A 25,459-nucleotide genomic window follows, 5' to 3' on the forward strand; every position below is an offset into this window, starting at 1 on the left:
AAGGCCTGCGCGACCCTTAGCCTTGGCGTCACTTTTCCAAACTCATCGAGGTGTCATCATGCTTACGGGCAATCCGGCAGCGGCGGCCAAGGCCGAACCATCCGCTTCTCTTTCCGGCCTGATGGTCGCGTTCCTGGCATTCTGCTGCGGCGCGGTCGTGGCCAACCTTTATTACGCTCAGCCGATCGTCGAACTGATCGCGCCGCAGATCGGCCTGTCCAGTGCCAATGCCAGTCTGATCGTTTCACTCACGCAGTTCGGTTATGCATTGGGCCTGCTGTTGCTGGTGCCGCTGGCCGACCTGATGGAAAACCGTCGGCTGGTGGTGGGCTTCACCCTGGCGGCGAGCGTGACGCTGTTGTGCGCCGGTCTGACGCATTCGCCGTCGATGTTCCTTGTCCTGTCGTTGCTGATCGGCCTGACTTCGGTGGCGGTGCAGATCCTGGTGCCGTTGGCCGCGCACCTGGCGCCCGAGGCGAGCCGTGGCCGGGTGGTGGGCAACATCATGAGTGGCCTGTTGCTGGGCATTCTGCTGTCGCGGCCACTGTCGAGTCTGCTGGTGGAGGTGTTCGGCTGGCGCGGGGTGTTTTTCAGCGCAGCGGCACTGATGGCCGTCATCGCCCTGATCACGGCGATTGCCTTGCCGCGCCGCGTTCCGACGCATCAGGCGACGTACGTGGCGCTGATCGGCTCGGTGTTTGCGCTGGCCCGTCGGCACGCGGTTCTGCGTCAGCGTTCGCTGTATCAGGGTTTGCTGTTTGCCAGCTTCAGCCTGTTCTGGACCCTCGCACCGATTGAGCTGATGCGGCACCACGGTTTCAGTCAGGCACAGGTGGCGATATTTGCCCTGGTCGGCGCTGTCGGCGCGGTCGCTGCTCCGATTGCCGGGCGCTTGGCGGATGCCGGGCACGGTCGGCGCGGGACGCTCGTGGCACTGTTGCTGGCGCCAGCCTCGTTGCTGATCGCCGCGCTGCCGGGCAGCAGCTATGTCTGGCTGGTGGTTTGCGCGGTGCTGCTGGACTTCGCCGTACAACTGAACATGGTGCTGGGTCAGCGCGAGGTGTACGCCCTCGATCCGCACAGCCGGGCGCGCCTGAATGCCGTGTACATGACCAGCATCTTCGTCGGCGGTGCTCTGGGATCGCTGGTCGCCAGTCCGCTCTACGAGCATTTTGGCTGGAACCTGTCCGCCGTGTCCGTGGCGCTGCTGCCGACACTGGCCCTGGCGCTGTTCCTGAGCCGCAAGGCCGATGCCTGAACCGCAGGCACCGCTGAGTCCGATGAAGCACGGTCCTACAAGACGATTGGCGAACGGTGATGCACAATCATCACCGTTTCCTTTCGATCGGGCTCCACTTATGGACAAGTTGCTGGCACTGAAGATGTTCGTTGAAACCGTCCGTTGCGGTGGTTATTCCTCGGCGGCGCGCAAACTCGGCATCTCCACCTCTTCAGTGACGCGCCAGGTGGCGGGGCTGGAAAACGAATTGGGCGCCAGCCTGCTCAACCGCACGACACGCAACACCAGCGTGACGGTCGCCGGCCAAACCTATTTCGAGAAAGCGCTGGCCATTCTCGATGCCATCGACGAGGCCGACGCGGTTGTCGCCGACCGGGGCAGCGAGGCGCAGGGACGCCTGCGCATCAGCGTGCCGGTGGAGTTCGGCCGGCAGATCATTGCGCCGCAACTGGGGGTATTGCTCGACCGCCATCCGGGGCTTGAAATCAGTGTGTCGTTGAGCGATCAGGTCAGCGATCTGCTGAGCGAGCAGATCGATGTCTCGGTGCGCCTGGGATCATCGGTGGTCAGTGACGATATCGTCAGCAAGCGCGTGGGCGGCTTCCAGCGCTGGGTGGTGGCGAGTCCGGATTACCTGAGCCGTCACGCTGTGCCGGCGCATCCACGAGACTTGCTCGAGCATCAATGCCTGCGCTTCGACTACGCGGGTTCGCACCAGCACTGGACGTTCCAGGGCGACGAGGAAACCATCCAGCTCAATGTCCATGGTCGCCTGCAAAGCAACAACGCCGACATCCTGCGCGAAGCGGCGGTGGCGGGGCGCGGGGTGGCCCTGCTGGCCGACTGGCTGGTGCGCGCCGACGTCGAGGCCGGTCGGTTGACGCGGCTGCTGGAGGGTTATGAAGTCAACCCCGGTAATGCGAGCTGCTGCATCAATGCGTTGTACCTGCCCAATCACCGGGGCTCCAGTCGTATCAATGTGTTCATCGACTTTCTGGAAGACATTCTGGCAGCGGAGCCATCGCGTCAACGCTAGAGTGCCGTTTATTGCCGCCCGACGCTTTGTGCGTTCTGCATAAAAAAGCGCCCGCCAAAAAAACCGTGGCGGGCGCCTGGGAATGCGCAGCGATAGGGAAGTGTGAACCGTCGGGTGATCAGGCCACCGGAATCAACGGGTCGGCCGCGGCCAGTGCGGTTGCACGATCGGCGGCCGGCGGGTAAATCCACACGGTGTTGATCTGAGTCTTGAGGTCTTTGGCCTCTTGCCCGACCAGTTTCAATTGACGGTCCCAGCCCTCGGTGAACACCGCGCCCCAGGCACCGAGGTCAAGGCAGGTCACGTACTTGGGCTGGCGGTAGGTGACCGGTGCGACACCGATCAGGTCAGCGGCCACATTGTTGCCGGCATAACGGCCCAGGCTGATCGCATGCTGGCAGGACATCGCGGCGTAGTTTCCGAGATCATCCGTGGCGGCATAAGCGACGTCGCCGGCGGCGAAGACATCCACGTGCCCCAGCACTTTCAAGTGGCCGTCGACGTGCAGGCGACCTTGCGGATCACGGCTGCCCGGAATCTGTTCAGTGAGCGGGCTGGCGCGAAAGCCAACAGTCCAGATGACGGTGTTGGACTCGATACGTTTGCCGTCAGCCAAAGTCACGCCGCCGGCATCCACCGAGGCGACCGAGGCGTCGACTATCCATTCAATGCCCAACTCTCGGGACGCTTCCACAATGGAGGGCCGAATCCCGTCACCCAGCGTCGCGGCGATTTGCGGCGAACGGTCCACCACGATGACCCTGATCGGCGCATCGTCACCCAGTGCGGCACGCAGGCGGGCCGGCAGTTCGGTGGCGGTTTCGATCCCGGTAAAACCACCACCGGCGACCACCACGGTATTACGCGCAGCGCTCGACGGCTGGTCCTTCAACGACTTGATATGGGCTTCGAGGCGCGCGGCTTCTTCGATCTGATCGACATCGAAGGCGTGTTCGATCATGCCCTTGAGCGGTGGCCGGATCACGCGGCTGCCGGCGGCCAACACCAGCCGGTCATAGCTCAGTGTGCCTTGCGTGCCGAAGGCATCGCTGTAGGTCACTTGCTTGCTGGCGGTGTCGATGCTGTCGGCGATGCCTTTGACAAATTTCACGCCCACGGCATCGAACAGTTCACCCAGCGGCGCTTTCATGTTGTGGACATCCGGCTCGTAGAAGCGCGGACGGATGCGCAGTTCTGCCTGGGGCGCGAGGACGGTGATCTGCACGTCGTTACGATCATGCTGGTCCAGCAGACGTGCGGCGCTCAAGGCGCTCCAGACTCCACCAAACCCTGCGCCTATCACTAAAATGTGCTGTTTCATCGGATGACTCCTGTGGAAATTCTGGTCGTTGAACGGCTTGTCCGTTCATGCGTGACCGTCTGCCGCACTGCACGAAGCAGGTGGTTGTGAACAACCGCAGAGCCGGTTCGATTCGCTGGGGAAGATGCTATCGGGGAAGGTGCGGCGAGACACTTCTACATAGGGTCAGTGCCGACATGCTTAGGTATGGGGTGGGGTATACACAGGTATAGAAAGAGGGCCGTCAAACGGCGCGATTGAATGCGCTTTCGATGCAGGTGATGAGTTCGCCGCACGGGAAGGGTTTAGGGAAATAGGCGAGGGGCTCGGGGAATGCGGCGTTGACCCGTGGTGGACGCCCCTGGTAACCCGTGATGAAAATGATCGGGATGCGCACGCCTCGGGCGCACAGCTCATCGTACATCTCGATGCCGGACAGACCGGGCATCTGGATGTCCGAGATGATGCAGCCGGGGCGGGGCGGCGCCTTCATCGCCAGAAAAGCCTCCGCGTTCGGGTACAACTGCACGGTGTAGCCGTGAGAGCGCAACAGGCTGTCCAGCGCCATGCGCACGGACTCATCATCATCGACAACCGATACAACAGCGGTGTGGGACATTGCTTTACCAGGGCTGATCTCGGGTAGCCCGTCGAGGACGCCCGCCATTGCCGCACGATACGCCGCTCGGTCCGGCGGCGTACTTATACGTGTGTATAGCGACCGTATTTGAAAGTCTGCGAGCCCGGCGCCATTGCGCTGTGTGGCGTCAGCGCGAGAACCGGCTGCGGTATTCCCGGGGCGAGACCGAGAGGTGACGGTAGAAGGTGTCGCGCATGCGTTCTTCGTCGCCAAACCCGCACAACTGTGCGATCTGGTCGATGTTGCGCTGAGAGTCTTCGAGCATTCGTCGCGCCGCTTCCAGGCGAAACAGCTCGAGTGCCTTGGCCGGCGTGCGGCCGATCTTGCGTTTGTAGACCCGCGCGAAATTGCGCGGGCTCATCTGCGTCTGTCGGGCCAGCGATTCGACGCTCAATTGCGGGTCGCCGAGGTTTTCGCTGATCCACAGGTGCAATTCTTCGAAGCAGCCTCTGTCGTCGATCTGCGCTTGCAGCAACTGGCTGAACTGCGCCTGACCGCCAGGGCGTTTGAGAAAAACCACCAGCTCACGCGCCACCTTCAACGCCACGGCGCGGCCGCAATCGGCCTCGACCAGCGCCAGCGCCATGTCGATCCCGGTCGTGACCCCGGCGGAAGTCCAGACGTTGCCTTGCTGGATGTAGATCGCATCAAGGTCGACATCGACACTCGGAAAACCACCCTTGAGCATGTCGCACATCCCCCAGTGGGTGGTTGCGCGCAAGCCTTCCAGCAGCCCGGCCTGGGCCAGCAGAAAGGTGCCGCTGCACACCGAGGCGGTGCGTCTGGCCTTGGCCGACGCCGCGCGCAGCCAGTCGACCAACGCAACATTGTCGAGCATGGCCTGACGGATGTTCGGCGCACCGGGCACGATCAGCGTATCGATGGTTGTCTCGTCAAAGGTGCGCAGGGCCAAGGTGTTGACCGACAGCCCTTCGGCGGTGGCGATCAATCCGCCGTCCAGGCTTGCGGTGTGCAGCGCGTAGCCAGGCAAGCCGCGTTCGGCCATGGCCTTGGACGCGGCCCAGAACACGGTTTGTGCGCCGGTCAGGTCCAGCAAGCCCATCTGCGGATACGCCAGGAACACCAGCGTGCGCGGTTGCGCGAGCAAGCAGGTGAGAGGGTCGGGTTGGTGAAAAATAGAGTTCATGACTGCTCAGGGACCTGATGATCGCCCGCTTTTCGGCGATCCGGTGCGCCGTAGTTTCGGTGTTTGCGGGCAGGAGCGCGAATATACATTGGTATGGGCCACAGCCACCTCAACAGCGGCGTTACTCGGTCGATGTGGTTCAAGCCCTATACCCGCGTATGGTGTTGGACGTCGTGGTCGCGATGCACACTCGATTTCAAGGCGCGCCATTCAGCGCTTGCGCCAGCAAGGGCATTCGTCCGGGAAATTTTGACTCAGCCAAGAGGAAAGCGACCATGTCAACGTATCTGAATCACTCCAATCAAACCAACGCAACCGATGACCGGCAGGCGTCCGTCACCCGCCAGCCATTCGCTCCGGCGCAGGAGCTGGTGCCATCGCGCTACGCACTGCAGGTCGGCGACATCGACGTGGTGGTGATCAGCGATGGCGTGCTGCCGCTGCCGACCTCGACCATGTCGACCAATGCCGACCCGCAGGCTCGCGCCGCCTGGTTCAAGGACATGTTCCTGGGGCCGGACGCGTTCGACTGGGCACTCAACGTGCTGGTGGTGCGCAGCGGCGAGCAGATCATCCTGGTCGACGCCGGACTGGGCGGGCAGTTTCCCGGCTTCCCTCGGGCCGGTCAGTTACCGAAACGGCTGGAAGCAGCCGGCATCGATCTGGCAGCCGTGACTGACATCGTGATCACGCACATGCACATGGACCATGTCGGCGGTCTGCTGGTGGACGAAGTGAAAAGCCGGCTGCGTCCGGACGTGCGCATCCACGTGTCGGCGAAAGAGGTCGAGTTCTGGGAGACGCCGGACTTCACCCAGACCGTCATGCCGGCGCCGGTGCCTGACGTTCTGCGCGCGACGGCCAATCAGTTCATCAACGATTACCGCCACCAGGTGCGCACCTTCGAGGATGAATACGAAGTGGCGCCGGGGGTGGTGGTGAAACTCACCGGCGGTCACACGCCGGGGCACAGTATTGTCTACGTCAACTCGGGCGGCGAACGCCTGACCTTTGCCGGCGACGCCCTGTTTCCGGTGGCCTTCGAGCATCCGGAATGGCACAACGGTTTCGAGCATGATCCTGAAGAGTCGGTGCGTGTCCGCGTACGCCTGATGCGTGAGGCGGCGGCAAGCGGCGAGTGGTTTGTCGCCACCCACCTGCCGTTCCCGTCGGTGGGCCGCGTGGCGGTCGATGGCGATGCGTTCCGCTGGATTGCAGCGTTCTGGGATTACTGATCGGCTGTCGGCGGCCTGGCTGCATTCGGCCGGGCTCGATAAAAATCAGGCCCCGAAGTGATGAACTTGCGGGGCCTTTTTTGCTTTGAGGTTTGTTGGTTGGGCAGCGGCGGCTCTGCATCGAGTTGTTCGAGAGGACCGCTCAACGACGGCGCATCAGCGCCTGCTCGATGCAAGCCAGCAGAGCCTCGGTATGGAACGGTTTGGAGAAATAGCCTTCCGGCGTCTTCACACGGGTGCTGAATTCAGGGGGCAGGCCCGGCTTGCCGGTGATGAAGATCGTCGGAATATGGATCTTCCTGGCCGCCAGCGCCTCGTACATTTCGACCCCGCACATGCCTGGCATCTGAATGTCCGAGATCAGACACCCGGTCTGCTCTGGCGCGCTCGATTCAAGAAATGCAAAAGCACTGTTGAATGTCTTGACCGTATAACCGCAAGACCGCAACAAACTGTCCATTGAAACCAGAACAAGTTCGTCATCATCGACAACTGAAACAATAGCTGAGTTGAACATGGGAAACCTTGCGTTCTTTGCGGGTGTCTGTCGCGCCCGCCATACTTGCAAGATACGCTTTCAAAAATTGTGGAATAGTATACGTGGGTATGTTTGGTTGGTTTTTTTGTTAGTTGCGAAAGTTAATCAATGTTCAGAAAATAAATGGTTGTTGATTAACGAAAGAAAGTAACTGTTATGTCGAGTGCAGGCTTCAAAGAGTTGTCGGCTGGCGTAGTCGTTGTTGGCAATTGCGCTGGCGCGACAGTCGCGGAACAAGGCATCGGCGGCCCGCAGTCGGCGCAGGGCGCGGTCAATGCCTTTAAGGCAGTCGGCAAAGCATAAAGGTTCGGGAGCCTCATTGAGGTGGTAGAGCGCGTCGCGCTGGGCATGGCCGCCCAGGTCGGTGATGCCGGTGACGAGAAAGTCGGCGTAACGGGTATTGGCATTCAACAGCCTGCGAAACAGCGTCTGCACCGGTAGAAAGCTGACAGCGTGCAGTGTCTGCTGGCTGTGCTTGAGCCGCGCCAGAATGCTCAGCGTCGTGCTCAGGGTCTGCGTCAATGCGTCGATGATCTCCACGCGCTCAGCGGTGGACAACGATGTGTGCGTGCCATAGCGGGTGACGCAGGGCGGGTGACTGACCAAATACAGTTTGTGCGGTGCGTTCATGACCACCGTCTCCGGCTAGCGCTCGTGCGCGATTGAATGTTGTGATTGCAGCAGCGGACTCCACTGTTTCTGGTTGTCCGGGCGTCGGTAGTACACCACCATGCGCCGGGCGACCTGCATGGCCAGCTCGCGACCGTGATCGGCCTCGACCAGCGCCAGCGCCAGATCGATCCCGGCGCTGACGCCGGCGCAGGTCCACACCGATGCCTGGTGGACGAAGATGGCCTCGCGATCCAGCTCGACCCTGGGGAACAGCCGCTCGAACATGTCAGCCATCAACCAGTGTGTCGCCACGCGCAGTCCATCGAGCAGTCCGGCCTGAGCCAGGAAAAAAGCACCGCTGCATACCGACGTCGTACGGTTGGTCGTGGCTGACGTGGCGCGCAACCAATCGACCAGCGGCGCGTTGTCTCGCAACGCCTGGCTGATGAACGCCGAGCCCGGAACGATCAACGTATTGATCGGCTCGTCGCCGAGCTCATCCAGCCGCCGGGTTTGAACCACCAGGCCTTCGCCGGTCTGCACCGGCCCGCCTTGCAGGCTCGCGGTGTGCAAGGCATAACCTGGCAAACCGAGTTGCGCCAGTCCGCACGTCGCCGCCCAGAAAACGGTCTGCGCACCGGTCAGATCCAGCAGGCCCATTTGCGGGTATGCCACGAAAACGACGGTTCGTTCGTGTACCGGGGTTTCGGGTTCTGCGCCGGGGTTTGTACGTTGGATAGACAATGTGGGTCTCCATATCGCCACCGGGCGACATCAGGGGTGGATAGTTGTCATTGATCGTGTTCGAGCGCAGCCAATGGAATCGCAAACACAAACTGCGTGCCGACGCCCTCGGTGCTGTTGACCCAGATGCGGCCGCCGTGGAATTCAATGATCGAACGGCAAATCGAGAGGCCCATTCCCAGGCCGGTGGGCTTGGTGGTGAAGAATGGGTCGAACAGCGAAGGCAGGATGTCCTCGGCAATGCCGACGCCGGAGTCGGCGATTTCAAGCACGGCCTCGTTGTGCAGGATCGAGGTGGTGATCCGCAGCGTCCGGGCGCGGTCAAGCACATTGGCCATGGCCTGGCAGGCGTTGATGATCAGATTGATGATGACTTGCTGCAGCTGTACCCGGTCACCTTTGATCCGTGCCCCGTGAGTGCCCAGTTGGGCGTGCGGGCGCACCTCATGGAAGCTGATGTCATGTTGCATGAGTGTCAGCGAGTCACTGACGATGTCGTCGAACACTTCGACATTGCGTTGCACCTCGCTGTGTCGCGACAACGCCCGAATACAGGCGATGACATCGGAGACTCTGACCGAGTTTTGAATGATCCGGTCCAGCGAACGGCGGGCTTCTTCCAGGTTGGGTTCGGGCCGGTTGATCCAGCGTTTGCAGGATTCACCGCTGGTGATGACCGCTGCCAGCGGCTGATTGATTTCGTGGGCGATGGAGGCCGCCAGTTCGCCCATGGAAGTCAGGCGCGTGACGTGGGCGAGGGTGGCTTGCGAGTGAAACAACGCCTCTTCCGACTGTTTGCTGGCGGTGACGTCCATCAGCGCCCCGGCGTATTGCGTGCGCCCGCGATGTCTGGGCAACGGCCTGGCGATCATCTGCACGTGCTTGATCCGACCATCCGGCATGAGCAGTCGATGCTCGACTTCGACCAGCTCCTGCCGGCGCGCAAACTGTTCCAGCACCTGATCGATAACCGGCAGGTCGTCGGGATGAGTGCGTGACTTGACCAGCGCCAGTGTCGGGGTGACGTCCGGCGAATACTCGAAAATACGCGACGACTCTTGCGACCATGACACGCTGACTTTTTTATCGATGATGAAACCGATACTGCCGGTGTGGGTAAGTTTCTGTGCGCCCAGAAAGAACGCTTCCTTGCGCCGCAGCGTTTCAGTGGCGCGTTTGCTGCGCAACGCGAGCAGGGAAATGGTCGTCAGCGCGATCAGGCACCTGACGAATCCGGCGATGCTGCGGTGATCGCGATAACCTTCATCGACCAGGAAGTCGGCCGTCAGCAGCGTGAGGCAACCCAACGCGACGGCAAGAAATACCGGTACCGGGAAGATGTTCGCTGACATGAATACCAGCGTGATGTAGAACAACGTCGGCGCAACGTCCAGATCGAGGTACGCATTGGTGATATAGATCATGCTGCCGACCGCTATGGCGCAAAGCCAGGCGAAGGCGTCTGAACAAAGAAGTTGTGCGCGACGTTTGATGATAGACATTTATTCTTCCAGATTTTTGCTATCGGACGGCAGGGCGTGTTCTTTCGATGAAGCAGGCAAACGCTATGAAAGGCGTATTGATGAAGAGGTTAAAAAGTCTGAAGTTGTTTTTCAGGCATGACGGTTGTTGGCGACTGTCTGTCATTCACCAATCGTTGTATTGAGTAATGGTTATTTGAATAAAGATCTTATTCGAAGACTTCTACGCTGGCACTGCTGCATTGGGTCATTTGCAGTATGACTGCGTATGAACCGGCTATACCCAAGTGTTAGTTGTTCGGAACTTGAGTGTTGATGGTGCCGGCCAGCCACGGCGGCTTGAGCCATACCGTATCGTTTCATTCGGTCACCGATGTGCAGGCAGCGCCGCGATGACCTCGGCCATGCGCACCAGGTCGGCAAACGAGCGCGCGCCCATCTTGCGCATGGCCTGGCCCCGGTGGATCTTCACAGTGATTTCACTGAGGCCGATTTCCCCGGCGATTTGCTTGTTCATCAGGCCCGAGGCCGCCAGTGCCATGACCGTTTGCTCGCGGGGTGTCAGCGTCCCATGGCGTGCGCGCAGCTCATCGGCATGTCGCCCGGACTCGCGACGCTGCTTGTCCCGCGAGTGTGCGGCGCAGACGGCATCGATCAGGTCCTGCTCGCGAAACGGTTTGGTCAGGAAGTCCACCGCGCCGGCTTTCATCGCGCGCACGGTCATGGCGATATCGCCGTGTCCGGTGATGAACACGATTGGCACATTGATTCCGGCGGTGGCCAGTTCATTCTGGAAATCCAGCCCGCTGCTGCCTTGCAGGCGCACGTCGAGTACCAGGCAACTCAGCGTGTCCGGACGTTGATACGTCATGAACTCGGCGACCGACCCGAACAGCTCCACCCGCAGACCAATGGAGCGCAACAGGCTGCCGAGGGATTCGCGCAACGCGGCATCGTCGTCGACGATGAATACCACCGGCTCGCTGGGGTTGTTGCTGATGGGATTGTTGTTCATTGCTCTTTTCCCAAAAGGTTGTGACGTTGTGGCGAATCCCTTGGCCGGGTGGCCGGTGTTTGCTCGTGCGGGTTGATGCCCGACCAGAGACACGGTCCCGCTGGCGATAGCGCCGTGCGACACGTTGCGCAGGTGTGGGCGTGAGTAGATAGACGGTTAAGCATCGTAGTGGCGCAGCACGCCGCCAGCTAGGACAAAAAACCCGAAAAAACAGCCATTGCACCGGTCTTTGCGCGGCCGGATACAGCCACCCGTATCAAACGGTTCATACACAAGTATCAAAACACTCACCTAACGCATGATCCCGCTGTCCCCAAGTACCACAGACGTCCGGCAGCCGCGCCCTTAACCTTTAACAGCTCTCCGTCGATCTCAATGGCCGCGTGCCGGGTGGTGAACTTCATGAACAGAAATGAACTCCGTCGTGTCGACATCAATCTGCTGGTGGTCTTCGAGACGCTGATGCATGAGCGCAACGTCAGCCGTGTCGGCGAGAAGCTGTTTCTCGGTCAACCGACCATCAGTGCAGCGCTGGGGCGTTTGCGTGTGCTTTTTGACGATCCGTTGTTCGTTCGTGCGGGGAGGGTGATGGAGCCGACAAGGCGGGCCGAGGAAATTTTCGCCAACCTGACGCCGGCGCTGGATGGCGTTGTCGCGGCGTTGAGCCGTTGCCAGCCCTTCGCCCCAGCTACCAGCGAGGTGACCTTTCAGGTCGGCCTGTCCGACGATGTCGAATACGCGTTGCTCCCGCGATTGCTGCGCCAGCTTCGTAGCGAGGCGCCGAATATTGCCTTGGTGGTGCTGCGCGTCGATCAGCAGCAGATGTCGCAGCGGCTGTTCAATGGCGAGATTTCTCTGGGCATCAGCCCTACGCTCGATCTGCCGGCCAACGCCCGACGCAAGAGTCTGCGGTCGATCCGGCCAATGCTCCTGCGCTCGGATACCCGCCCGGGCCTGCTGGCGCTCGATGAGTTCTGCGAGCGACCGCACGCCATCGTGTCATCCATGGGCAAAGCCAAAGACGACACCGACCACGCGCTGGACCTGCTCGGACGTCGGCGCAAAGTGGTGCTGGCAGTGCCGCAGTTCAGTGCCTTGCCAAGGTTGTTGGCGCAGAGCGACATGCTGGTCATCGTTCCGGATTACGTGGCCAGGGCCATGGCCTCGGTGAATGGCATCAGGGCCGAGCCGGCCCCTCTGTTGCTGCCATCGCGGGAGCTTTCCATGGTCTGGCGTGCCGCTGCGCACAACGATTGCGCTCAGCGTTGGCTGCGTTCGCGCTGCCAGGCGTTTTTCGGTACGCCGATTGAATTGCAGGTAGTGCCAAAATTACGCCCGGCGTTGCCCGTCGATCAGGCGTTGATGATGGCCCGGTAGATAACTGCAACGGCTGTGTGATTCGCCCAATAAAAAAGCTCCGACTCGATCGGAGCTTTTCTTTTCAGGGGGCTGTACGTGGCTTGTCGTGAGGGCGCGGCCCTGGAACCTCATGCATTGATAAACGCCAGAAGGTCCGCGTTGATGGTGTCGCCGTGGGTGGTGCACATGCCATGGGGCTGGCCGGGGTAGGTTTTCAGCGTACCGTGCTTGAGCAATTTGATGGAGAGGTGAGCCGAATTGGTGATCGGCACGATCTGGTCATCTTCACCGTGCAGCACCAGGGTCGGCACATCGATGTTTTTCAGGTCATCGGTGAAGTCGGTTTCGGAGAACGCGCTGATGCAGTCGTACTGCGCCTTGATCCCGCCGTTCATGCCCTGACGCCACCAGTTTTCGACGATCGCTTCAGACACTTTCGCACCTGGGCGATTGAAGCCGTAAAACGGGCCGCTCGGGAAGTCTCGATAAAACTGGCTGCGATTCTGCGCGAGTGCCTTGCGCAACCCGTCAAACACCTCCATCGGCAGGCCGCCGGGATTTTTTGCGGTGCGCAGCATGATGGGCGGCACGGCGCCGATCAGCACGGCCTTGGCCACCCGGCCGCGACCATGCCGCGCCACGTAGCGCGCCACTTCACCGCCGCCGGTGGAGTGGCCGATGTGCACGGCGTTGCGGATGTTCAGGTGCGCCATCAACTCGGCAACGTCGGCGGCGTAGGTGTCCATTTCGTTGCCCGTGGCGGTCTGCGAAGAGCGACCGTGGCCACGTCGATCATGGGCGATGACGCGAAAGCCCTTGTTGAGGAAGAACAGCATTTGCGTGTCCCAGTCATCACTCGAAAGGGGCCAGCCGTGGTGGAAAACGATCGGCTGGCCGTGGCCCCAGTCCTTGTAGAAAATCTGCGTGCCATCCCTGACGGTGAGCATTCCCGAGCCACTGCCGTTGCCGGCGCTTTTGCTGACCCCTGACGCGGATGCTGGTGTCTGCTGTGTCGCCAGCGCCGGCAATGCCACCGCCAGGGTTGCGGCCATGGCGCCCGTCGTGATCAAGCCACGACGGGTGGTTCCGTTTTTCTCGTCAGTCATTTTGAACACCCATTGAGTTAAAGAAGTTGCACAGGCGGCACAAGGCTGCAGCCCTGGCCGAAGGCAATCTTTGGGCAAAGGGGTACGACTGACCACCAGACATGGGTTTTTGAAATTAACGCTTTGGTATGTAGGGCGTGGCGGGAGGAGTGCTGCGGGGTTGGCGCGTCCCTGCGCCTGGACAACTCAGAAGGTGTACTTGGCCGTCAGCATCATGTTGCGCGGCGTGCCATAGCTGTCGCCGCCGTAGCTGACGGAGTTGGCGATGGTGGAGTAGTACTTGCGGTCGAAGATGTTGTTGGCGTTGAGTTGCAGATCGAGGTTTTCATTGACCCGGTAGCCGGCCATCAGGTCGGTCACGGCGTACGCGCCTTGCTTGAGGCGGTAGTTGCCGCCATCGAGCAGTTCGATGTCGTTGTACATGCGGCTCTGCCAGGAGATGTTGCCGCCCACGCGCAGTTTTTCCAGCGGGCCCTGGAAGTTGTAGCGGGTGGTGAGTTTGAACAGGTGTTCCGGGGTGTCGGTGTCGAACTGCTTGTTGACGTTCTGCGGGTTCGCCGCGTCCTTGATGGTGTGCGTGCGAGCGTAGGTGTAGCCGCCGCCGATCTGCCAGTTGTCGGTGAGCGCGCCTTGCAGTTCGAAGTCGATACCCTGGCTGCGGATCTCGCCGGAGGCTTCATAGCAGGACGACTGCGGGCAGTTCGGGACGAACACTTGCACCGCGCGGTTTTCCTGATCGACGCGGAACACGGCGAGGCTGGCGTTCAGCGCGCCGCCCAGGTATTCGCCCTTGATGCCGACCTCGTAGTTCTTGCCCACGATCGGCTTGACCGGGTTACCGGAGGTGCCCTTGTTGCTCTGCGGGGTGAAGATGTCGCTGTAGCTGGCGTACACCGAATGATGGTCGTCCAGCTCGTAGATCAGGCCGGCATAGCGGGTGACGTTGCGGGTGACTTTGTAATCGCCGTCGCCATCGCGGTTGTCGTAGTCGTACCAGTCCAGACGCCCGCCGAGGATCAGCTTCAGCGGGTCGGCCAGGCTCAGGCGAGTCGTCAGGTACACGCCGTCCTGAGTGGTGACTTCACGCGTGTTGTTGGTGTGGACGAAGTCCGGTTTGCCGGCGTTGATCGGCCAGTTGGTGTCGTAGGGTGAGTAGTTGTGAGTGGTCAGGTCGTAGATGCGTTTGCTGGCGCCGACCACCAGTTCATGGCTGCGCCCGAAGGCTTCGAACGGACCGCTGAAGAAGGCGTCGAGACCTGCCTGGTTTTCATCGGCCTTGGACTGGTAAACCGTGCGGGCCAGGGTGTCGTTGACCCAGCGCGACTGGTACGAGCCGGAGAACAGCGCGTTCTGTTCGGAATAGTTGGCGTTGACCTGCAGCTTCCAGTCGTTGGCCAGTTGCTGACGGATCTCGGCGAAGACCGTGTTGATCTCCTGATCCTTGTCCTCCCAGGAGGTGCCGGGGTTATACGAGCGCGGCAGATCGAGGTGATGGCCGTCGAGACCGATCATCGACGATCCCCAGAAGTAGTTGGTCCTGTCCTTCTGGTGGGAGAAGCCGAGGGTCAGAGTGGTGTCTTCGCTCAGATCGGCTTCGGTGACGGCGTAGAACAGGTTGTGTTGTTCGTCCACGTCATCGATGAAGCTGTTGGCGTCGTGGTAGGACGTGACCACCCGGCCGCGCAGGGTGCCGCTGTCGTTGAGCGGGCTGGAAGCATCGAGCTCGCCGCGATAGTTGTCCCAGGTCCCGGCGGCGCCGGTCAGGGTGACGCGCTGCTCGGCCAATGGCCGTTTGCGCACCAGGTTGATCGCCGCCGAAGGGTTGCCGGCGCCGGTGACCAGACCGGTCGCGCCGCGGACCACCTCGACCCGATCGAACATCGCCAGATTCGGCTGGGATCCGACGTTCACGCCGTCGTAGCCGCTTGGAATGCCGTCGTACATCAGGTTGTCGATGTTGAAGCCCCGGGCTTTGTAGGCCTGTCGGCCTGGGCCGCTGGAGTAGTCGAGGAACAGCCCTGGCGTGGCGTTGACCACGTCGTTGATGCTGGTCATCGCCTGATCGTCCATGCGCTGACGGGTGATCACGGTGACGGCTTGCGGTGTTTCGCGCAGGGTCAACGGCAGTTTGGTGGCGGTGGCCATGGTGCCGGTGGTGTAGGACTCGGAGCCTTCGGTGGTGCTGCCCAGCTGGGTCGATGTGATGGCGGTCGCGCCGAGCTCGAGGGTGGCGGGCGGGGCGGTGTCCTGCGCCTCGCGGGTTTCATCGGCCAGCGCCGGGGCCATGACGGCCATGCAGATGGCCATGGACAGGAGGTTGCGTGACGGGTTGAAACGATGCGGCGAGGTAGGGCGCGACATGAAGGCTTCCTGATTTTTAAATAGCAAACAAAGAGCTGTTGAGAATCATTGCTAATAATTGTGTCAGGGTTTTTTACAGCAACAAAGCGCTTCGTGAAAAAAATGTGAAATTGCGCTGGAGGAGAGGGAGGGGACAAACGTGATCAAGGAACCGCTTAAGCGCGGCACTTGCAGCGCAGCAGCCGGTTACACCGTTGGTCAGCTTGCCATGCAAACCAACAGGTTGGTGTCTACTTTTGTGGCCGGGTCAGCCAAATGACAGGAGATATTCTGAAGTCATTCAAGCGCTTTCGAGCTGACCCCGTGACGTTGATTTCAGGATGGATCTTGAATGAGGCGCGGAGCATCGCCCAGGCGATGCGTAACGGAGAACCCGCGCCTTTGAGCTCGTTAAGGAGAACGCAGATGGCAATCAGCCGAGTCACCGAAACAACCGATAAAACCGCACTCGTCAAAGCCGAGGTGTACCGCTGGTACAACCTCTTTTTCCCGTGGTCGCGCGGTGTGGCTTCCCAGTCGGAAGACGCGATCAAGCCTTTGTACGATGCCCTGGCGAATGATTTCCGGGTGGTGCTCACGGACGGTCAGATCATGGACCGGGAAAACTACTGGGAACGCCTTTGGGGCCTGCACGGCCAGCGTGCCGGCAGCCCCGAATCGCACATCATCAATCTCTCGATCACACCGCTTCCCGGTGATTTCTTCCTGACGGTTTTCGACCTGGTCAAGAACGGGATCACCAAGAAGAAAGTCGACTCGGCGCTCATGCGCCTCGACCCGGATTCGCCATCGGGAATCTCGTGGATTTACGTCCACGAAAGCGAGCACGAGACATCGTTCGCGTAAATCATTCAATGACCGTTCGCTCCTCTGGTTGTTTGAACCGGAGGAACGGCATCGCTCAACTCTGTAAAAAAAAACCGCCCGAAGCCGTGCATCGGGCGGTTTGCAGGATCAAACAGGGCTGATTCAGATCAGCCGCAGGGTGACGTCGATGTTGCCGCGAGTGGCCTTTGAGTAGGGGCAGGTCTGATGCGCAGCGTCCACCAGCGCCTGAGCGACCGAAGGCTCCAGCCCCGGCAGGCTGACATTCAAGCGCGCCTGAAGAAAGAATGCATCGCCGGCCTTGCCCAGATCGATTTCGGTTTCGACCGCCACATCCGCCGGAAGTCTGATCTTCTGTGCCGCGGCTGCCTTGCCCATGGCGCCGATGAAGCAGGCCGACCAACCGGCGGCCAACAGTTGTTCCGGATTGGTGCCGCTGCCATTCGAACCCGGTGGCGAAAGCTTGATGTCCAGATTGCCGTCAGAGCTGCGTGAGGCGCCATCGCGCCCGCCAGTGGTGCGGGTCTTGCCGGTGTACAGCACGGTGTCGAGTTGATTGATCATGGAAATACCTGCCTGTGATGGGGGATGTCGGACAGCGAAGGTTCCGATGGCCCACACTTTTGCATTGGCGTGTACCCGGGATGTGTCGTGCAGTGGCGCTTTTGTATCGCTCTGTAGCCTTATCGGTGTGGAAGGGGTCACACCTGGCCGTTTTTAACCGGGTGCAGCGCAGGGGTGAGCCAAAAGCCCGGACCTTGCCGGGCGGGTGATGGAGGCATTCAGCGCGAATCGGCGTTTTGCGTACGTTGCGTTGCAGATGCTTCGCGGCGTCTGCGAAGCCACGTGATGACCGCATGTACCGGGTGGAGGACGGCGACGAGAACGCCAAGCAGCATGATGGTGAAGATGATGATCAGCGGGATGCTTTCATGCGAGAACATGGTGGGTAACTCCTGTAGTCACTATGTCGGAACCCGTAGACTAGACGCTTGGAGCGATGTTTTAGATGAATGTATGTTCATTCGACGAGGTGTGGAATGTGCTACGGCGCAAGGGCGTTTCCACACGCAAGTCGATGGCTCCCGGCGGGTTTTCCTCTTAACGCATCTGCAGGATGATCGGACTGCTGCTGGCCGGATCGGTGTGCTCACGCAGTTTGCCAACCGTGTTTGCATCAACAGCACTGCCCTGATTGCCCCAGGTGCTGCGCATGAAGGTCAGCACCTCGGCGATCTGCTGATCCGACAGCTGCTCACGAAAGGCTGGCATGCGATAGGCATCCGGCACGCCGGCCGTCACCACTCGTTGCGATCCATTCAGAGTGATGTTGATTGCCGAGGCACTTTCCTTGGCCAATGCCGAGGTGGCGCCCGCCAGTGGCGGCATCCACTGCGATTGACCCTTGCCGTCCAGACCGTGGCACGACGCACAGCGCGTCACGTAGGTATGCGCACCGGGCGAGTCCAGACGTTGCGCTGCCGAAGCCGCTTGATACTGCCAAGGCGCGCCATCCCGTTCGCGATCCCCGGGTAGCGACTTCAGGTAGTGGGCAATCGCGGTCAGATCGTCATCGCTCATGAACTGCGTGGAGTTGTTGAACGCCTCGGTCATCGAGCCGTAGACCACCGCGTGTTGGTTGCGACCGGTCTTGAGGAACTGCACGATCTCTTGCTCGCTCCAGCGGCCCAGCCCGGTGTTGTGGTCATCGCGCAGGCTCGGTGCGTACCAGCCATCGAGCAGGGCACCGGCCAGGTATGGCTTGCGGGACTCGTCCAGTGCCTTCTCGTTGAACGCCAGGCCGCGCGGCGTGTGGCAACTGCCGCAGTGCCCGGCGCCCTGCACGAGATAAGCGCCGCGGTTCCATCGTTCATCCTGCGACGGTTTGGTCACATAAGGTTCGGCGTCGACAAACACACCGTTCCACAGTGCAATCGGCCAACGCAGGTTCAGCGGAAACGGAATCGCACTCGGGATGTTCGCCTGTTTGACCGGCGCCACGCCTTTCATGAAGAACGCATACAGCGCTCGCACGTCGTCATCACTGAGCTTGGCGTAGGACGGGTAGGGCATGGCCGGGTATAAACGGCGACTGTCGGGCGCCACGCCGTGGCGAACGGCACGGTCGAAGTCCGCCAGGCTGTAGTTACCGATGCCGGTTTCCGTGTCCGGGGTGATATTGGTCGCATGGATCGCGCCCAGCGGCGTGGCCATTTCCAGGCCGCCGGCGAATGGCGCGCCACCCGGCACGCTGTGACAGGCCACGCAATCGCTGAGCCTGGCGACGTATTCGCCACGGGCGACCAACGCCGGGTCGATATCGGCCACGGCGATCTGAGTGTTTTCCAGGCGCGAGACAGGCTCGCGGGTGACATACCAGGCCAGCAGGCCTGCCGCGACCAGGCATGGCACCGCCAGCCAGCCAGCGGTTCTTGCGAATCGGCTGTTATTCATGGACGCTCCGGGGCTGATCAACTGAAGGTGTGTCGGCTCATGGGCAGGCTGCGCACCCGTTGACCGGTCAGCGCTGCCACCGCGTTAGCGACAGCGGGCGCGACCGCAGGCAACGGCGGTTCACCGATGCCACCCATTTTTTCCCCGCTCTCGACCACGCGCACATGAACCCGTGCCATCCGCGCAGGCGGCAAGATCGGATACAAGTCATAGTTGCGCGCCCGGGGTTTGCCATCGATCCACACGGCTTCTTCCACCAACGTCTGCGACAGTCCCAGCGCCACGGCGCCATTGACCTGAGCCTCGACAATCGCCGGGTTGACGATGCTGCCCGGATCAATCGCCTGCCAGATGTCATGCACCTTGACCTGGCCGTTCTCGATGGACACCTCCGCGATCACCGCCGTCTCGGTACCGAACGGCGAAGCCATGGCCACCCCGCGCGCGCGCCGGCTGCCATCCTCGGCGGTAAACGGCCCACGTTTCCAGCCACCTGAAAGTTCACCCACGGCTTGCAGCAGTGTGGTCAGCCGTTGGTTGCCGCGCAGTAAATGCAGGCGCAGGTCGAACGGGTCCTTGCCACCCTTGTCGGCCAGTTCATCGAGGAACGATTCATAGAAGAAGTCGTTGAGGGAATTACCCACCGAGCGCCAGTAGCCAAGCATCGCCGGACCTTTGACGTAGATCTGTGCGATGCGCTTGTTGGGGATCGCATAGGACTTGCCTGACAACCCTTCAAGCGCCGTCGGGTCGAGCTTTTCACCTTGCTTGCCGGCGAGGGCTTCGGTCGGGCCTTCGGTGGCACTGATCGCTTCGATTGCCAGCGGCCAGCCGTCGTTGTCCAGCGCGGCACGGAAATTCACGGCGGCAACCGGGCGAAGCACGTCACGCAGGAACTCTTCCTCACGACTCCAGATCAGTTTGACCGGGCGACCAACCGCTTTGGACAGCGCGATCGCCTGAGGATAGGGATTGGCCGAGTCGTAGAGGAAGTGCCGACCGAAGAACCCGCCCAGCAGCGGCGAATGCAAGGTGATGCGCGACGGATCCAGTCCTGTGCGCTTGGCGATGTCGGCGCGGAACATGTCCGGCGCCTGATTCGGCAACCAGACTTCCAGCGAACCGTCCGGATTGAACCGGGCCAGCGCTGAAGGCGGTTCCAGTTGGCCGTGGTTCAGGTATTGGTTGTGGTAAGTGGCGTCGATCCGGGTCTTGGTCTCCTTGAGAATCGAAGCCACATCGCCTTCGTGTTCATCATCTTTGGCGGGGCTTTTATCTTCAGCGAGGCGCTTGAACCACGCATCGCTGGAAAAGTCGGCGGGCATCGGCCGCACTTGGCTGTCGGCCGTCGGCTCTTGCCAGTCGACCTGGATCGCCTCGACGGCACGTTTGGCGTGCCACCAGCGCTCGGCGACCACCGCCACAGCGCCCGGCAGACGATGCACGGAATGTACGCCTTTCATCGCCTTGACCTGGTCTTCGTTGCGCAGGTTGCCCACGGTCATCCCCAGGCGCGGGGCATGTTGAACGGCGGCATGCAGCATGTCGTCGACCTTCAGATCGATGCTGTACAGCGCCTTGCCCGTGGACTTGTCGTAGGCATCGAGGCGCTTCACCGGCTTGCCGATCCAGCGGAACTGACTCGGATCGCGCAGCTTTACAGAGGCCGGATCGGGAACCGGCAAATCCATCGCGCGCTCGGCCAGTTCACCGTAGGCCAACGAGCGGCCCGATTTGGCGTGTACCACTTTGCCAGGCTCGGTGGTCAATTCACTTACCGGCACGCCGAGTTGCTGCGCGCCCGCCTGCAACAACATGGCGCGGGCAAGGGCACCGAGGCGGCGCATGACCGGGTAACTCATGCGCACCGACATACTGCCGCCGGTGATGCGCATGCCGTTTTCCATCACCACATAGGCTTCGCCAGGCGGAGCGGCTTCGACCAGGAAGGTTGCCGGGTCGGCATCCAGCTCTTCACCGACAATCTGCGCCATCGCAGTGAACGTGCCTTGTCCGCCTTCCATGAACGGGCAGAGCAGGCGCACCCGATTGTCCGGGCGGATCTCGAGGAACGCCGGGACCTGTGTGCCGCGCTCGGCCGTCGCAGAAGTGGCAGCTTGTACGCGCGTCGTACCCAGTGGCAGACCGAAGCCGAGCACCAGTGCGCCGACGGCGGTACCGGTCAGAAAACGTCTGCGCGACACATTGATCGGTTCATGCAGATCCAGTACTGAAGCGTGCTGTGAAGGGTCGATACGAACGTTCATCACGCGTCCCCCTTGCCGGCAAGCTCATGCACGGCGGCATGAATGGCGTTGTAAGTACCGCAGCGGCACAGATTGACCATCGCCGCCTCGATCTGCGCATCACTCGGTTTGGGGTTCTGCTTGAGCAGCGCGGTGGCGGCCATTACCTGCCCGGACTGGCAGTAGCCGCACTGGGCGACCTGCAGATCGACCCAGGTCGAGACAACCCGCTTGCCCACGTCATCGGCCTCGATGGCCTCAATGGTGGTGACCTCGCGGCCAACCACACCGGCCACTGGCGTGACGCACGAGCGCACGACGTTGCCGTCCACCAGCACCGAGCAGGCGCCGCATTGCGCAAGACCGCAGCCGTACTTGGTGCCGGTCATGCCCAGATCATCGCGGATCACCCACAGCAAGGGCGTATCGGCGTCGGCATCGACCTGATAGGTCTTCTGGTTGATTCGTAGTTCCATGATTCACCCGCTGATCATCGGTTGACGTGCATTGTTATGAGCGGTGACACGCAGCGAGGCGCATCACCGATTTTCGTTCAATTCGCGACTGTGCCGAGCGCTTCTGCCTCGTAGGGCTGTCCGCGTAAAAGGGCCATGTCGCGGCTCGGTGCGGTACCGAACAGGCGGCCGTATTCGCGGCTGAATTGCGAAGGGCTTTCATAGCCGACCGCAAACGCCGCCCGCGACACGTCCAGGCGCTCGACCAACATCAGCCGCCGGGCTTCGTTGAGCCGCAGCCATTTCTGGTACTGCAGCGGACTCATGCCGGTGAGCTGGCGGAAATGATGGTGAAAGGTCGGCGCGCTCATCTGCACTCGCGCGGCCAGATCGTCGATGCGCAGGGCATCGGTGTAGTTGACCTTCAGCCAGTCAATGGCCTTGGCGATGCGATAACCCTGACCGTCGACGGCAGTGATCTGCCGCAGCCGTGGGCCTTGGTCGGTATGGAGCAGCCGATAGTGGATTTCTCGCAGGATCAGCGGCGCCAGGACCGGGATCGCCTCGGGTTCATCGAGCAACGCCAGCAAGCGATCGAGCGCGTCCTCCAAAGCTGACGACAGGCTGCCGATCGCAGCGCCCGTACCCGTTGATGGCTGGCGTTTCGCGGGCAAGCCGCTCTTGGTGATGACCTCGGCAAGCATGCTGACATCCAGCTTCAGCACGAAGCCGACACAGGGCCGCTCGGGACTGGCGAGCATTACTTCGGAGTTCGCGGGCAGATCCAGCGACGTGACCAGAAACCGCGACGGGTCATAGCTGTAGCCCTCACCACCGACCCACAAGCGCTTTTCGCCGCGGCCCACGAGAATCAGGCTGGGTTCGATCATGCACACAACGGGGGGCGCCGGCTGGTCGCGACGAAACAGCGACAGCCCGGGTATCGACGTGGCGAAGTCACCCGGTGCGTTCACACGCGGGTCGATGTGCCGTGCCAAAGGTGATTCCTGGGGCAGAGGGGTCGGGATCATGTGGGCTCACTCCTTTGACTGAACTCTAATGCGCGCGCGAGACGTTTCCTATCCGTCACCCTGCATCCCCAGAGGATCAGGCAAGCATTCAAGAGGAATGCACTAGGGAAGCACCGGATTGACCGGGAGAATGTGTCTATCTGTTACAGGGGGCAGTGCCCGGACGGGCGACAAACTGCTTGCCCCTGCGCATCACCCCCCCTACGTTTTTTCGCACCACAGGTAGTTTTCATGACGTTACCTTCTACAAAACCTTCTAAAAGAACGGGCGGCTGGAGCGCCGTGCTGGCCATGTCGTTGGCCGCATTCGCCCTGGTCGCTTCCGAGTTCATGCCCGTCAGCCTGCTGACGCCGATTGCAGCAGACCTGCACATCACCGAAGGCCAGGCCGGGCAGGGGATTTCCGTGTCCGGTGCTTTCGCACTGATCACCAGTCTGTTGATCGCCTCGGTCGCCGCTCGCATCGAACGCAAGCAGCTTCTGCTGGGCCTGACCTTGCTGATGATCGTCTCCGGAACGGTCGTCGCGCTCGCCCCGGGCTACCCGTCATTCATGTTTGGACGTGCGCTGATCGGGATTGCGATCGGTGGTTTCTGGTCGTTGTCGGCGGCGACTGCCATGCGCCTGGTGAAGCCTGAACAGGTTTCCCGCGCGCTGGCCATCGTCAATGGCGGCAACGCTTTGGCCACGGTCATCGCCGCTCCGGCGGGGAGCTTTCTGGGCTCGTTGATCGGCTGGCGCGGCGCATTCTTCTGTGTGGTTCCGGTCGCGGTGCTTGCCGCCGTGTGGCTGCTGATCAGCCTTCCGTCTTTCAAAGCCGAGCGCCAGGTCGGTAGCGGCAACGTTCTGCGGCTGATGAAGCAATTGCCAGTGGCCTTGGGCATGGTCGCCGTCAGCGTCTTTTTCATGGGCCAGTTCATGCTGTTCACCTACCTGCGACCATTTCTTGAGGGCGTGACGGGCGTCAGTGTCTCAACCTTGTCGTTCATGCTGCTGGGGCTGGGACTGGCCGGTTTTATCGGCACCTTTCTGATCGAACGGTTTATGGGTCGCGGCCTCTACCGCACGCTGACCGCCATTCCGCTGATCATGGCGGTGATCGCGCTGGCGTTGGTCAGCTTCGGCAAATCACCGCTGCTGACCGCCGTGCTGCTCGGACTCTGGGGGCTGGTCGCCACGGCCGCGCCGGTCGGCTGGTGGACATGGCTGGCGCAAACGCTCCCGGATGATGCTGAGGCGGGAGGCGGCTTGCTGGTAGCCATCGTTCAACTGGCAATTGCCGGCGGCGCAATCATTGGCGGTCTGGCCTTTGATTTGAGCGGCTACAAAGCCACCTTCGAGCTTAGCGCCGCTGTCCTGGTCGCCGCTTCCGTGCTGGCCTGGCTGGCCGGGCGCAATGCCACGCAAATTCATCTTGTCGAGTCGAGCGCGACAGCCTGAGGAGATCACCTGCAACCTTCCTTATGGCTCAAGCATCAAACTGCGCCAAACGATAACGGGCGCTTGAACCTGCACATCATCCGGTTGAAGCACTTGCTGCTCCTCTGGCGAAATCAATTCGGCTGAGGGCCGCTCCAGCAGTAAAGGCTGTGCAGTGTCTACGTTCAATTCAGGAACAGGCGGCGTGGTCATTTGAGCGCAACAACGACCTTGCCCTTGGCGCGTCCCTGCTCAACGTACTTCAATGCTTCAGCCGTTGATTCAAAGGGGAAGGAACGATCAACCACAGGTTTGATGATTCCGTCCTCAACGAGCGCGGTGATGCGTTGCAGTTGAGCGCCATTGGCCCGCATGAACACAAACGCATAGCTGACGTCCTGCTTGCGCGCTTTGCGACGAATGCCAAGGCTCAGCAGGCGCATGACTTGCTGCAATGGCCAGGATAACCCTTGCTCCCGCGCGAACTGCACAGTGGGTGGGCCCGAGATGGAAATGAGCTGGCCACCGGGTTTCAGGACCTTGAGTGACTTCTCCAGCACGTCGGCGCCGAGGCTGTTCAGCACCACGTCGTAGTCTTGCAGCACTTTTTCGAAGTCCTGCTGTGTGTAGTCGATCACCAGATCGGCCCCCAGCGCCTTGACCCATTCGACATTGGCGGTGCTGGTGGTTGTGGCGACAAACGCACCGAGGTGTTTGGCAAGCTGAATGGCAATGGTGCCGACGCCGCCTGAGCCTGCGTGAATCAGCACTTTCTGGCCCTTTTGCAGCCGGGCGGTTTCAACCAGTACTTGCCAGGCGGTCAGTGCAACCAAGGGCAGGGACGCGGCTTGTGCCATGTCGGTATTGGCAGGTTTCAGGGCCACGGCGTTTTCGTTCACGGCGATCAATTGGGCGAACGTCCCGATCCGCGCTTCGGGCGGGCGAGCATATACCGCGTCTCCCGGTTTGAAGCGTGTCACCTTCGAACCGACTTCAACCACAACCCCCGCCAGGTCATTGCCCAGGATCAACGGAAAGGCGTAGGGCAGGATCAGTTTGAACTCGCCTTTGCTGATCTTCGAATCCAGCACGTTGACGCTGCTCGCATGGACCTCGATCAAGACGTCGTGGGCACCGACTGCGGGGGCGGGCGCTTCGCCAATGCGTCCGGGGTTCTTGCCATAGCCATCAATCAGAAATGCTTTCATCGTGGTG

Annotated in this window: 23 protein-coding genes; 6 read left to right on the forward strand and 17 right to left on the reverse strand. The window is 61.2% G+C overall.

Annotated features, from left to right (window positions below):
* Positions 1–58 precede the first annotated feature (58 nt).
* Positions 59–1,258 (forward strand): MFS transporter, encoded by a 1,200-nt coding sequence (locus L6D74_RS22490; RefSeq protein WP_236190422.1) that lies wholly within the window; start codon positions 59–61, stop codon positions 1,256–1,258.
* A gap of 100 nt (positions 1,259–1,358) precedes the next feature.
* Positions 1,359–2,276, forward strand: coding sequence for a LysR family transcriptional regulator (locus tag L6D74_RS22495; protein WP_210710422.1), 918 nt, complete (start codon positions 1,359–1,361; stop codon positions 2,274–2,276).
* A gap of 118 nt (positions 2,277–2,394) precedes the next feature.
* On the opposite strand, the gene L6D74_RS22500 is transcribed toward L6D74_RS22495, so the two are convergent.
* The 3 genes from L6D74_RS22500 to L6D74_RS22510 form a co-directional block, all read right to left on the reverse strand.
* Complete coding sequence (locus L6D74_RS22500) at positions 2,395–3,597, reverse strand: NAD(P)/FAD-dependent oxidoreductase (protein WP_236190423.1); 1,203 nt, start codon at positions 3,595–3,597, stop codon at positions 2,395–2,397.
* Between the two features lie 223 nt (positions 3,598–3,820).
* Positions 3,821–4,195 carry a response regulator transcription factor gene (locus tag L6D74_RS22505; RefSeq protein WP_041475244.1) on the reverse strand — a complete coding sequence of 125 codons (375 nt, stop codon included), beginning with the start codon at positions 4,193–4,195 and terminating at the stop codon, positions 3,821–3,823.
* Between the two features lie 148 nt (positions 4,196–4,343).
* Positions 4,344–5,363, reverse strand: a complete 1,020-nt coding sequence (locus L6D74_RS22510; RefSeq protein ID WP_064596036.1) for a GlxA family transcriptional regulator — start codon at positions 5,361–5,363, stop codon at positions 4,344–4,346.
* Between the two features lie 275 nt (positions 5,364–5,638).
* Between L6D74_RS22510 and L6D74_RS22515 the strand changes: the two genes are divergently transcribed.
* The gene (locus L6D74_RS22515) at positions 5,639–6,598 is read left to right on the forward strand and encodes an MBL fold metallo-hydrolase (protein ID WP_236190424.1); all 960 of its coding nucleotides are present in this window, start codon (positions 5,639–5,641) and stop codon (positions 6,596–6,598) included.
* 142 nt (positions 6,599–6,740) lie between these two features.
* On the opposite strand, the gene L6D74_RS22520 is transcribed toward L6D74_RS22515, so the two are convergent.
* The 5 genes from L6D74_RS22520 to L6D74_RS22540 form a co-directional block, all read right to left on the reverse strand.
* Positions 6,741–7,115: a response regulator transcription factor gene (locus L6D74_RS22520; RefSeq protein ID WP_236190425.1), complete on the reverse strand. Its 375-nt coding sequence runs from the start codon at positions 7,113–7,115 to the stop codon at positions 6,741–6,743.
* 126 nt (positions 7,116–7,241) lie between these two features.
* Positions 7,242–7,766, reverse strand: coding sequence for a hypothetical protein (locus tag L6D74_RS22525; RefSeq protein WP_236190426.1), 525 nt, complete (start codon positions 7,764–7,766; stop codon positions 7,242–7,244).
* 15 nt (positions 7,767–7,781) lie between these two features.
* A complete protein-coding gene (locus L6D74_RS22530) occupies positions 7,782–8,492 on the reverse strand; it encodes a GlxA family transcriptional regulator (protein WP_309295712.1) in 711 nt (236 codons plus the stop codon).
* Between the two features lie 47 nt (positions 8,493–8,539).
* On the reverse strand, positions 8,540–9,994 hold the full coding sequence (locus L6D74_RS22535) for a sensor histidine kinase (RefSeq protein ID WP_236190427.1): 1,455 nt from the start codon (positions 9,992–9,994) through the stop codon (positions 8,540–8,542).
* A gap of 346 nt (positions 9,995–10,340) precedes the next feature.
* Positions 10,341–10,988, reverse strand: a complete 648-nt coding sequence (locus tag L6D74_RS22540; RefSeq protein WP_011333881.1) for a response regulator transcription factor — start codon at positions 10,986–10,988, stop codon at positions 10,341–10,343.
* A 402-nt stretch (positions 10,989–11,390) separates the two neighbouring features.
* On the opposite strand from L6D74_RS22540, the gene L6D74_RS22545 reads away from it, so the two are divergent.
* Positions 11,391–12,365 carry a LysR family transcriptional regulator gene (locus L6D74_RS22545; protein ID WP_236190428.1) on the forward strand — a complete coding sequence of 325 codons (975 nt, stop codon included), beginning with the start codon at positions 11,391–11,393 and terminating at the stop codon, positions 12,363–12,365.
* Between the two features lie 110 nt (positions 12,366–12,475).
* On the opposite strand, the gene L6D74_RS22550 is transcribed toward L6D74_RS22545, so the two are convergent.
* Together L6D74_RS22550 and L6D74_RS22555 are read right to left on the reverse strand one after the other, a co-directional pair.
* Positions 12,476–13,294 (reverse strand): alpha/beta fold hydrolase, encoded by an 819-nt coding sequence (locus tag L6D74_RS22550; protein WP_236190570.1) that lies wholly within the window; start codon positions 13,292–13,294, stop codon positions 12,476–12,478.
* A 345-nt stretch (positions 13,295–13,639) separates the two neighbouring features.
* Positions 13,640–15,814, reverse strand: a complete 2,175-nt coding sequence (locus L6D74_RS22555; RefSeq protein WP_236190429.1) for a TonB-dependent siderophore receptor — start codon at positions 15,812–15,814, stop codon at positions 13,640–13,642.
* A gap of 255 nt (positions 15,815–16,069) precedes the next feature.
* Here L6D74_RS22555 and L6D74_RS22560 point away from each other — a divergent pair, with 255 nt between their 5' ends.
* On the forward strand, positions 16,070–16,660 hold the full coding sequence (locus tag L6D74_RS22560) for a hypothetical protein (RefSeq protein ID WP_236190430.1): 591 nt from the start codon (positions 16,070–16,072) through the stop codon (positions 16,658–16,660).
* A 123-nt stretch (positions 16,661–16,783) separates the two neighbouring features.
* On the opposite strand, the gene L6D74_RS22565 is transcribed toward L6D74_RS22560, so the two are convergent.
* The 6 genes from L6D74_RS22565 to L6D74_RS22590 all read right to left on the reverse strand — a co-directional run bounded on the left by L6D74_RS22565 (position 16,784) and on the right by L6D74_RS22590 (position 22,825).
* Positions 16,784–17,203 carry an organic hydroperoxide resistance protein gene (locus L6D74_RS22565; protein WP_039772166.1) on the reverse strand — a complete coding sequence of 140 codons (420 nt, stop codon included), beginning with the start codon at positions 17,201–17,203 and terminating at the stop codon, positions 16,784–16,786.
* Between the two features lie 218 nt (positions 17,204–17,421).
* On the reverse strand, positions 17,422–17,583 hold the full coding sequence (locus L6D74_RS22570; RefSeq protein WP_236190431.1) for a hypothetical protein: 162 nt from the start codon (positions 17,581–17,583) through the stop codon (positions 17,422–17,424).
* Positions 17,584–17,740: 157 nt separating this feature from the next.
* Entirely contained in the window at positions 17,741–19,093 is a 1,353-nt protein-coding gene (locus tag L6D74_RS22575) for a c-type cytochrome (RefSeq protein ID WP_236190432.1), read from the reverse strand.
* Positions 19,094–19,110: 17 nt separating this feature from the next.
* Positions 19,111–21,360, reverse strand: coding sequence for a xanthine dehydrogenase family protein molybdopterin-binding subunit (locus L6D74_RS22580; RefSeq protein ID WP_236190433.1), 2,250 nt, complete (start codon positions 21,358–21,360; stop codon positions 19,111–19,113).
* On the reverse strand, positions 21,360–21,815 hold the full coding sequence (locus tag L6D74_RS22585; protein WP_027613020.1) for a (2Fe-2S)-binding protein: 456 nt from the start codon (positions 21,813–21,815) through the stop codon (positions 21,360–21,362). The genes L6D74_RS22580 and L6D74_RS22585 overlap by 1 nt, the downstream gene beginning before the upstream one ends.
* A 77-nt stretch (positions 21,816–21,892) precedes the next feature.
* Positions 21,893–22,825: an AraC family transcriptional regulator gene (locus L6D74_RS22590; protein ID WP_085646416.1), complete on the reverse strand. Its 933-nt coding sequence runs from the start codon at positions 22,823–22,825 to the stop codon at positions 21,893–21,895.
* A 231-nt stretch (positions 22,826–23,056) separates the two neighbouring features.
* On the opposite strand from L6D74_RS22590, the gene L6D74_RS22595 reads away from it, so the two are divergent.
* Complete coding sequence (locus L6D74_RS22595; RefSeq protein WP_236190435.1) at positions 23,057–24,265, forward strand: MFS transporter; 1,209 nt, start codon at positions 23,057–23,059, stop codon at positions 24,263–24,265.
* Between the two features lie 188 nt (positions 24,266–24,453).
* On the opposite strand, the gene L6D74_RS22600 is transcribed toward L6D74_RS22595, so the two are convergent.
* A complete protein-coding gene (locus L6D74_RS22600) occupies positions 24,454–25,452 on the reverse strand; it encodes an NADP-dependent oxidoreductase (protein ID WP_236190436.1) in 999 nt (332 codons plus the stop codon).
* Positions 25,453–25,459 lie beyond the last annotated feature (7 nt).

This window comes from Pseudomonas pharyngis, from assembly GCF_021602345.1.
Taxonomy (GTDB): Bacteria; Pseudomonadota; Gammaproteobacteria; order Pseudomonadales; family Pseudomonadaceae; genus Aquipseudomonas; species Aquipseudomonas pharyngis.

Excerpts from the sequence above, each read along its gene's own strand:
- L6D74_RS22490 (WP_236190422.1), top strand. The coding sequence starts at position 59 with ATGCTTACGGGCAATCCGGCAGCGGCGGCCAAGGCCGAACCATCCGCT.
- L6D74_RS22495 (WP_210710422.1), top strand. The coding sequence starts at position 1,359 with ATGGACAAGTTGCTGGCACTGAAGATGTTCGTTGAAACCGTCCGTTGC.
- L6D74_RS22500 (WP_236190423.1), bottom strand. The coding sequence starts at position 3,597 with ATGAAACAGCACATTTTAGTGATAGGCGCAGGGTTTGGTGGAGTCTGG.
- L6D74_RS22505 (WP_041475244.1), bottom strand. The coding sequence starts at position 4,195 with ATGTCCCACACCGCTGTTGTATCGGTTGTCGATGATGATGAGTCCGTG.
- L6D74_RS22510 (WP_064596036.1), bottom strand. The coding sequence starts at position 5,363 with ATGAACTCTATTTTTCACCAACCCGACCCTCTCACCTGCTTGCTCGCG.
- L6D74_RS22515 (WP_236190424.1), top strand. The coding sequence starts at position 5,639 with ATGTCAACGTATCTGAATCACTCCAATCAAACCAACGCAACCGATGAC.
- L6D74_RS22520 (WP_236190425.1), bottom strand. The coding sequence starts at position 7,115 with ATGTTCAACTCAGCTATTGTTTCAGTTGTCGATGATGACGAACTTGTT.
- L6D74_RS22525 (WP_236190426.1), bottom strand. The coding sequence starts at position 7,766 with ATGAACGCACCGCACAAACTGTATTTGGTCAGTCACCCGCCCTGCGTC.
- L6D74_RS22535 (WP_236190427.1), bottom strand. The coding sequence starts at position 9,994 with ATGTCTATCATCAAACGTCGCGCACAACTTCTTTGTTCAGACGCCTTC.
- L6D74_RS22540 (WP_011333881.1), bottom strand. The coding sequence starts at position 10,988 with ATGAACAACAATCCCATCAGCAACAACCCCAGCGAGCCGGTGGTATTC.
- L6D74_RS22545 (WP_236190428.1), top strand. The coding sequence starts at position 11,391 with ATGAACAGAAATGAACTCCGTCGTGTCGACATCAATCTGCTGGTGGTC.
- L6D74_RS22550 (WP_236190570.1), bottom strand. The coding sequence starts at position 13,294 with ATGCTCACCGTCAGGGATGGCACGCAGATTTTCTACAAGGACTGGGGC.
- L6D74_RS22555 (WP_236190429.1), bottom strand. The coding sequence starts at position 15,814 with ATGTCGCGCCCTACCTCGCCGCATCGTTTCAACCCGTCACGCAACCTC.
- L6D74_RS22560 (WP_236190430.1), top strand. The coding sequence starts at position 16,070 with ATGACAGGAGATATTCTGAAGTCATTCAAGCGCTTTCGAGCTGACCCC.
- L6D74_RS22565 (WP_039772166.1), bottom strand. The coding sequence starts at position 17,203 with ATGATCAATCAACTCGACACCGTGCTGTACACCGGCAAGACCCGCACC.
- L6D74_RS22570 (WP_236190431.1), bottom strand. The coding sequence starts at position 17,583 with ATGTTCTCGCATGAAAGCATCCCGCTGATCATCATCTTCACCATCATG.
- L6D74_RS22575 (WP_236190432.1), bottom strand. The coding sequence starts at position 19,093 with ATGAATAACAGCCGATTCGCAAGAACCGCTGGCTGGCTGGCGGTGCCA.
- L6D74_RS22580 (WP_236190433.1), bottom strand. The coding sequence starts at position 21,360 with ATGAACGTTCGTATCGACCCTTCACAGCACGCTTCAGTACTGGATCTG.
- L6D74_RS22585 (WP_027613020.1), bottom strand. The coding sequence starts at position 21,815 with ATGGAACTACGAATCAACCAGAAGACCTATCAGGTCGATGCCGACGCC.
- L6D74_RS22590 (WP_085646416.1), bottom strand. The coding sequence starts at position 22,825 with ATGATCCCGACCCCTCTGCCCCAGGAATCACCTTTGGCACGGCACATC.
- L6D74_RS22595 (WP_236190435.1), top strand. The coding sequence starts at position 23,057 with ATGACGTTACCTTCTACAAAACCTTCTAAAAGAACGGGCGGCTGGAGC.
- L6D74_RS22600 (WP_236190436.1), bottom strand. The coding sequence starts at position 25,452 with ATGAAAGCATTTCTGATTGATGGCTATGGCAAGAACCCCGGACGCATT.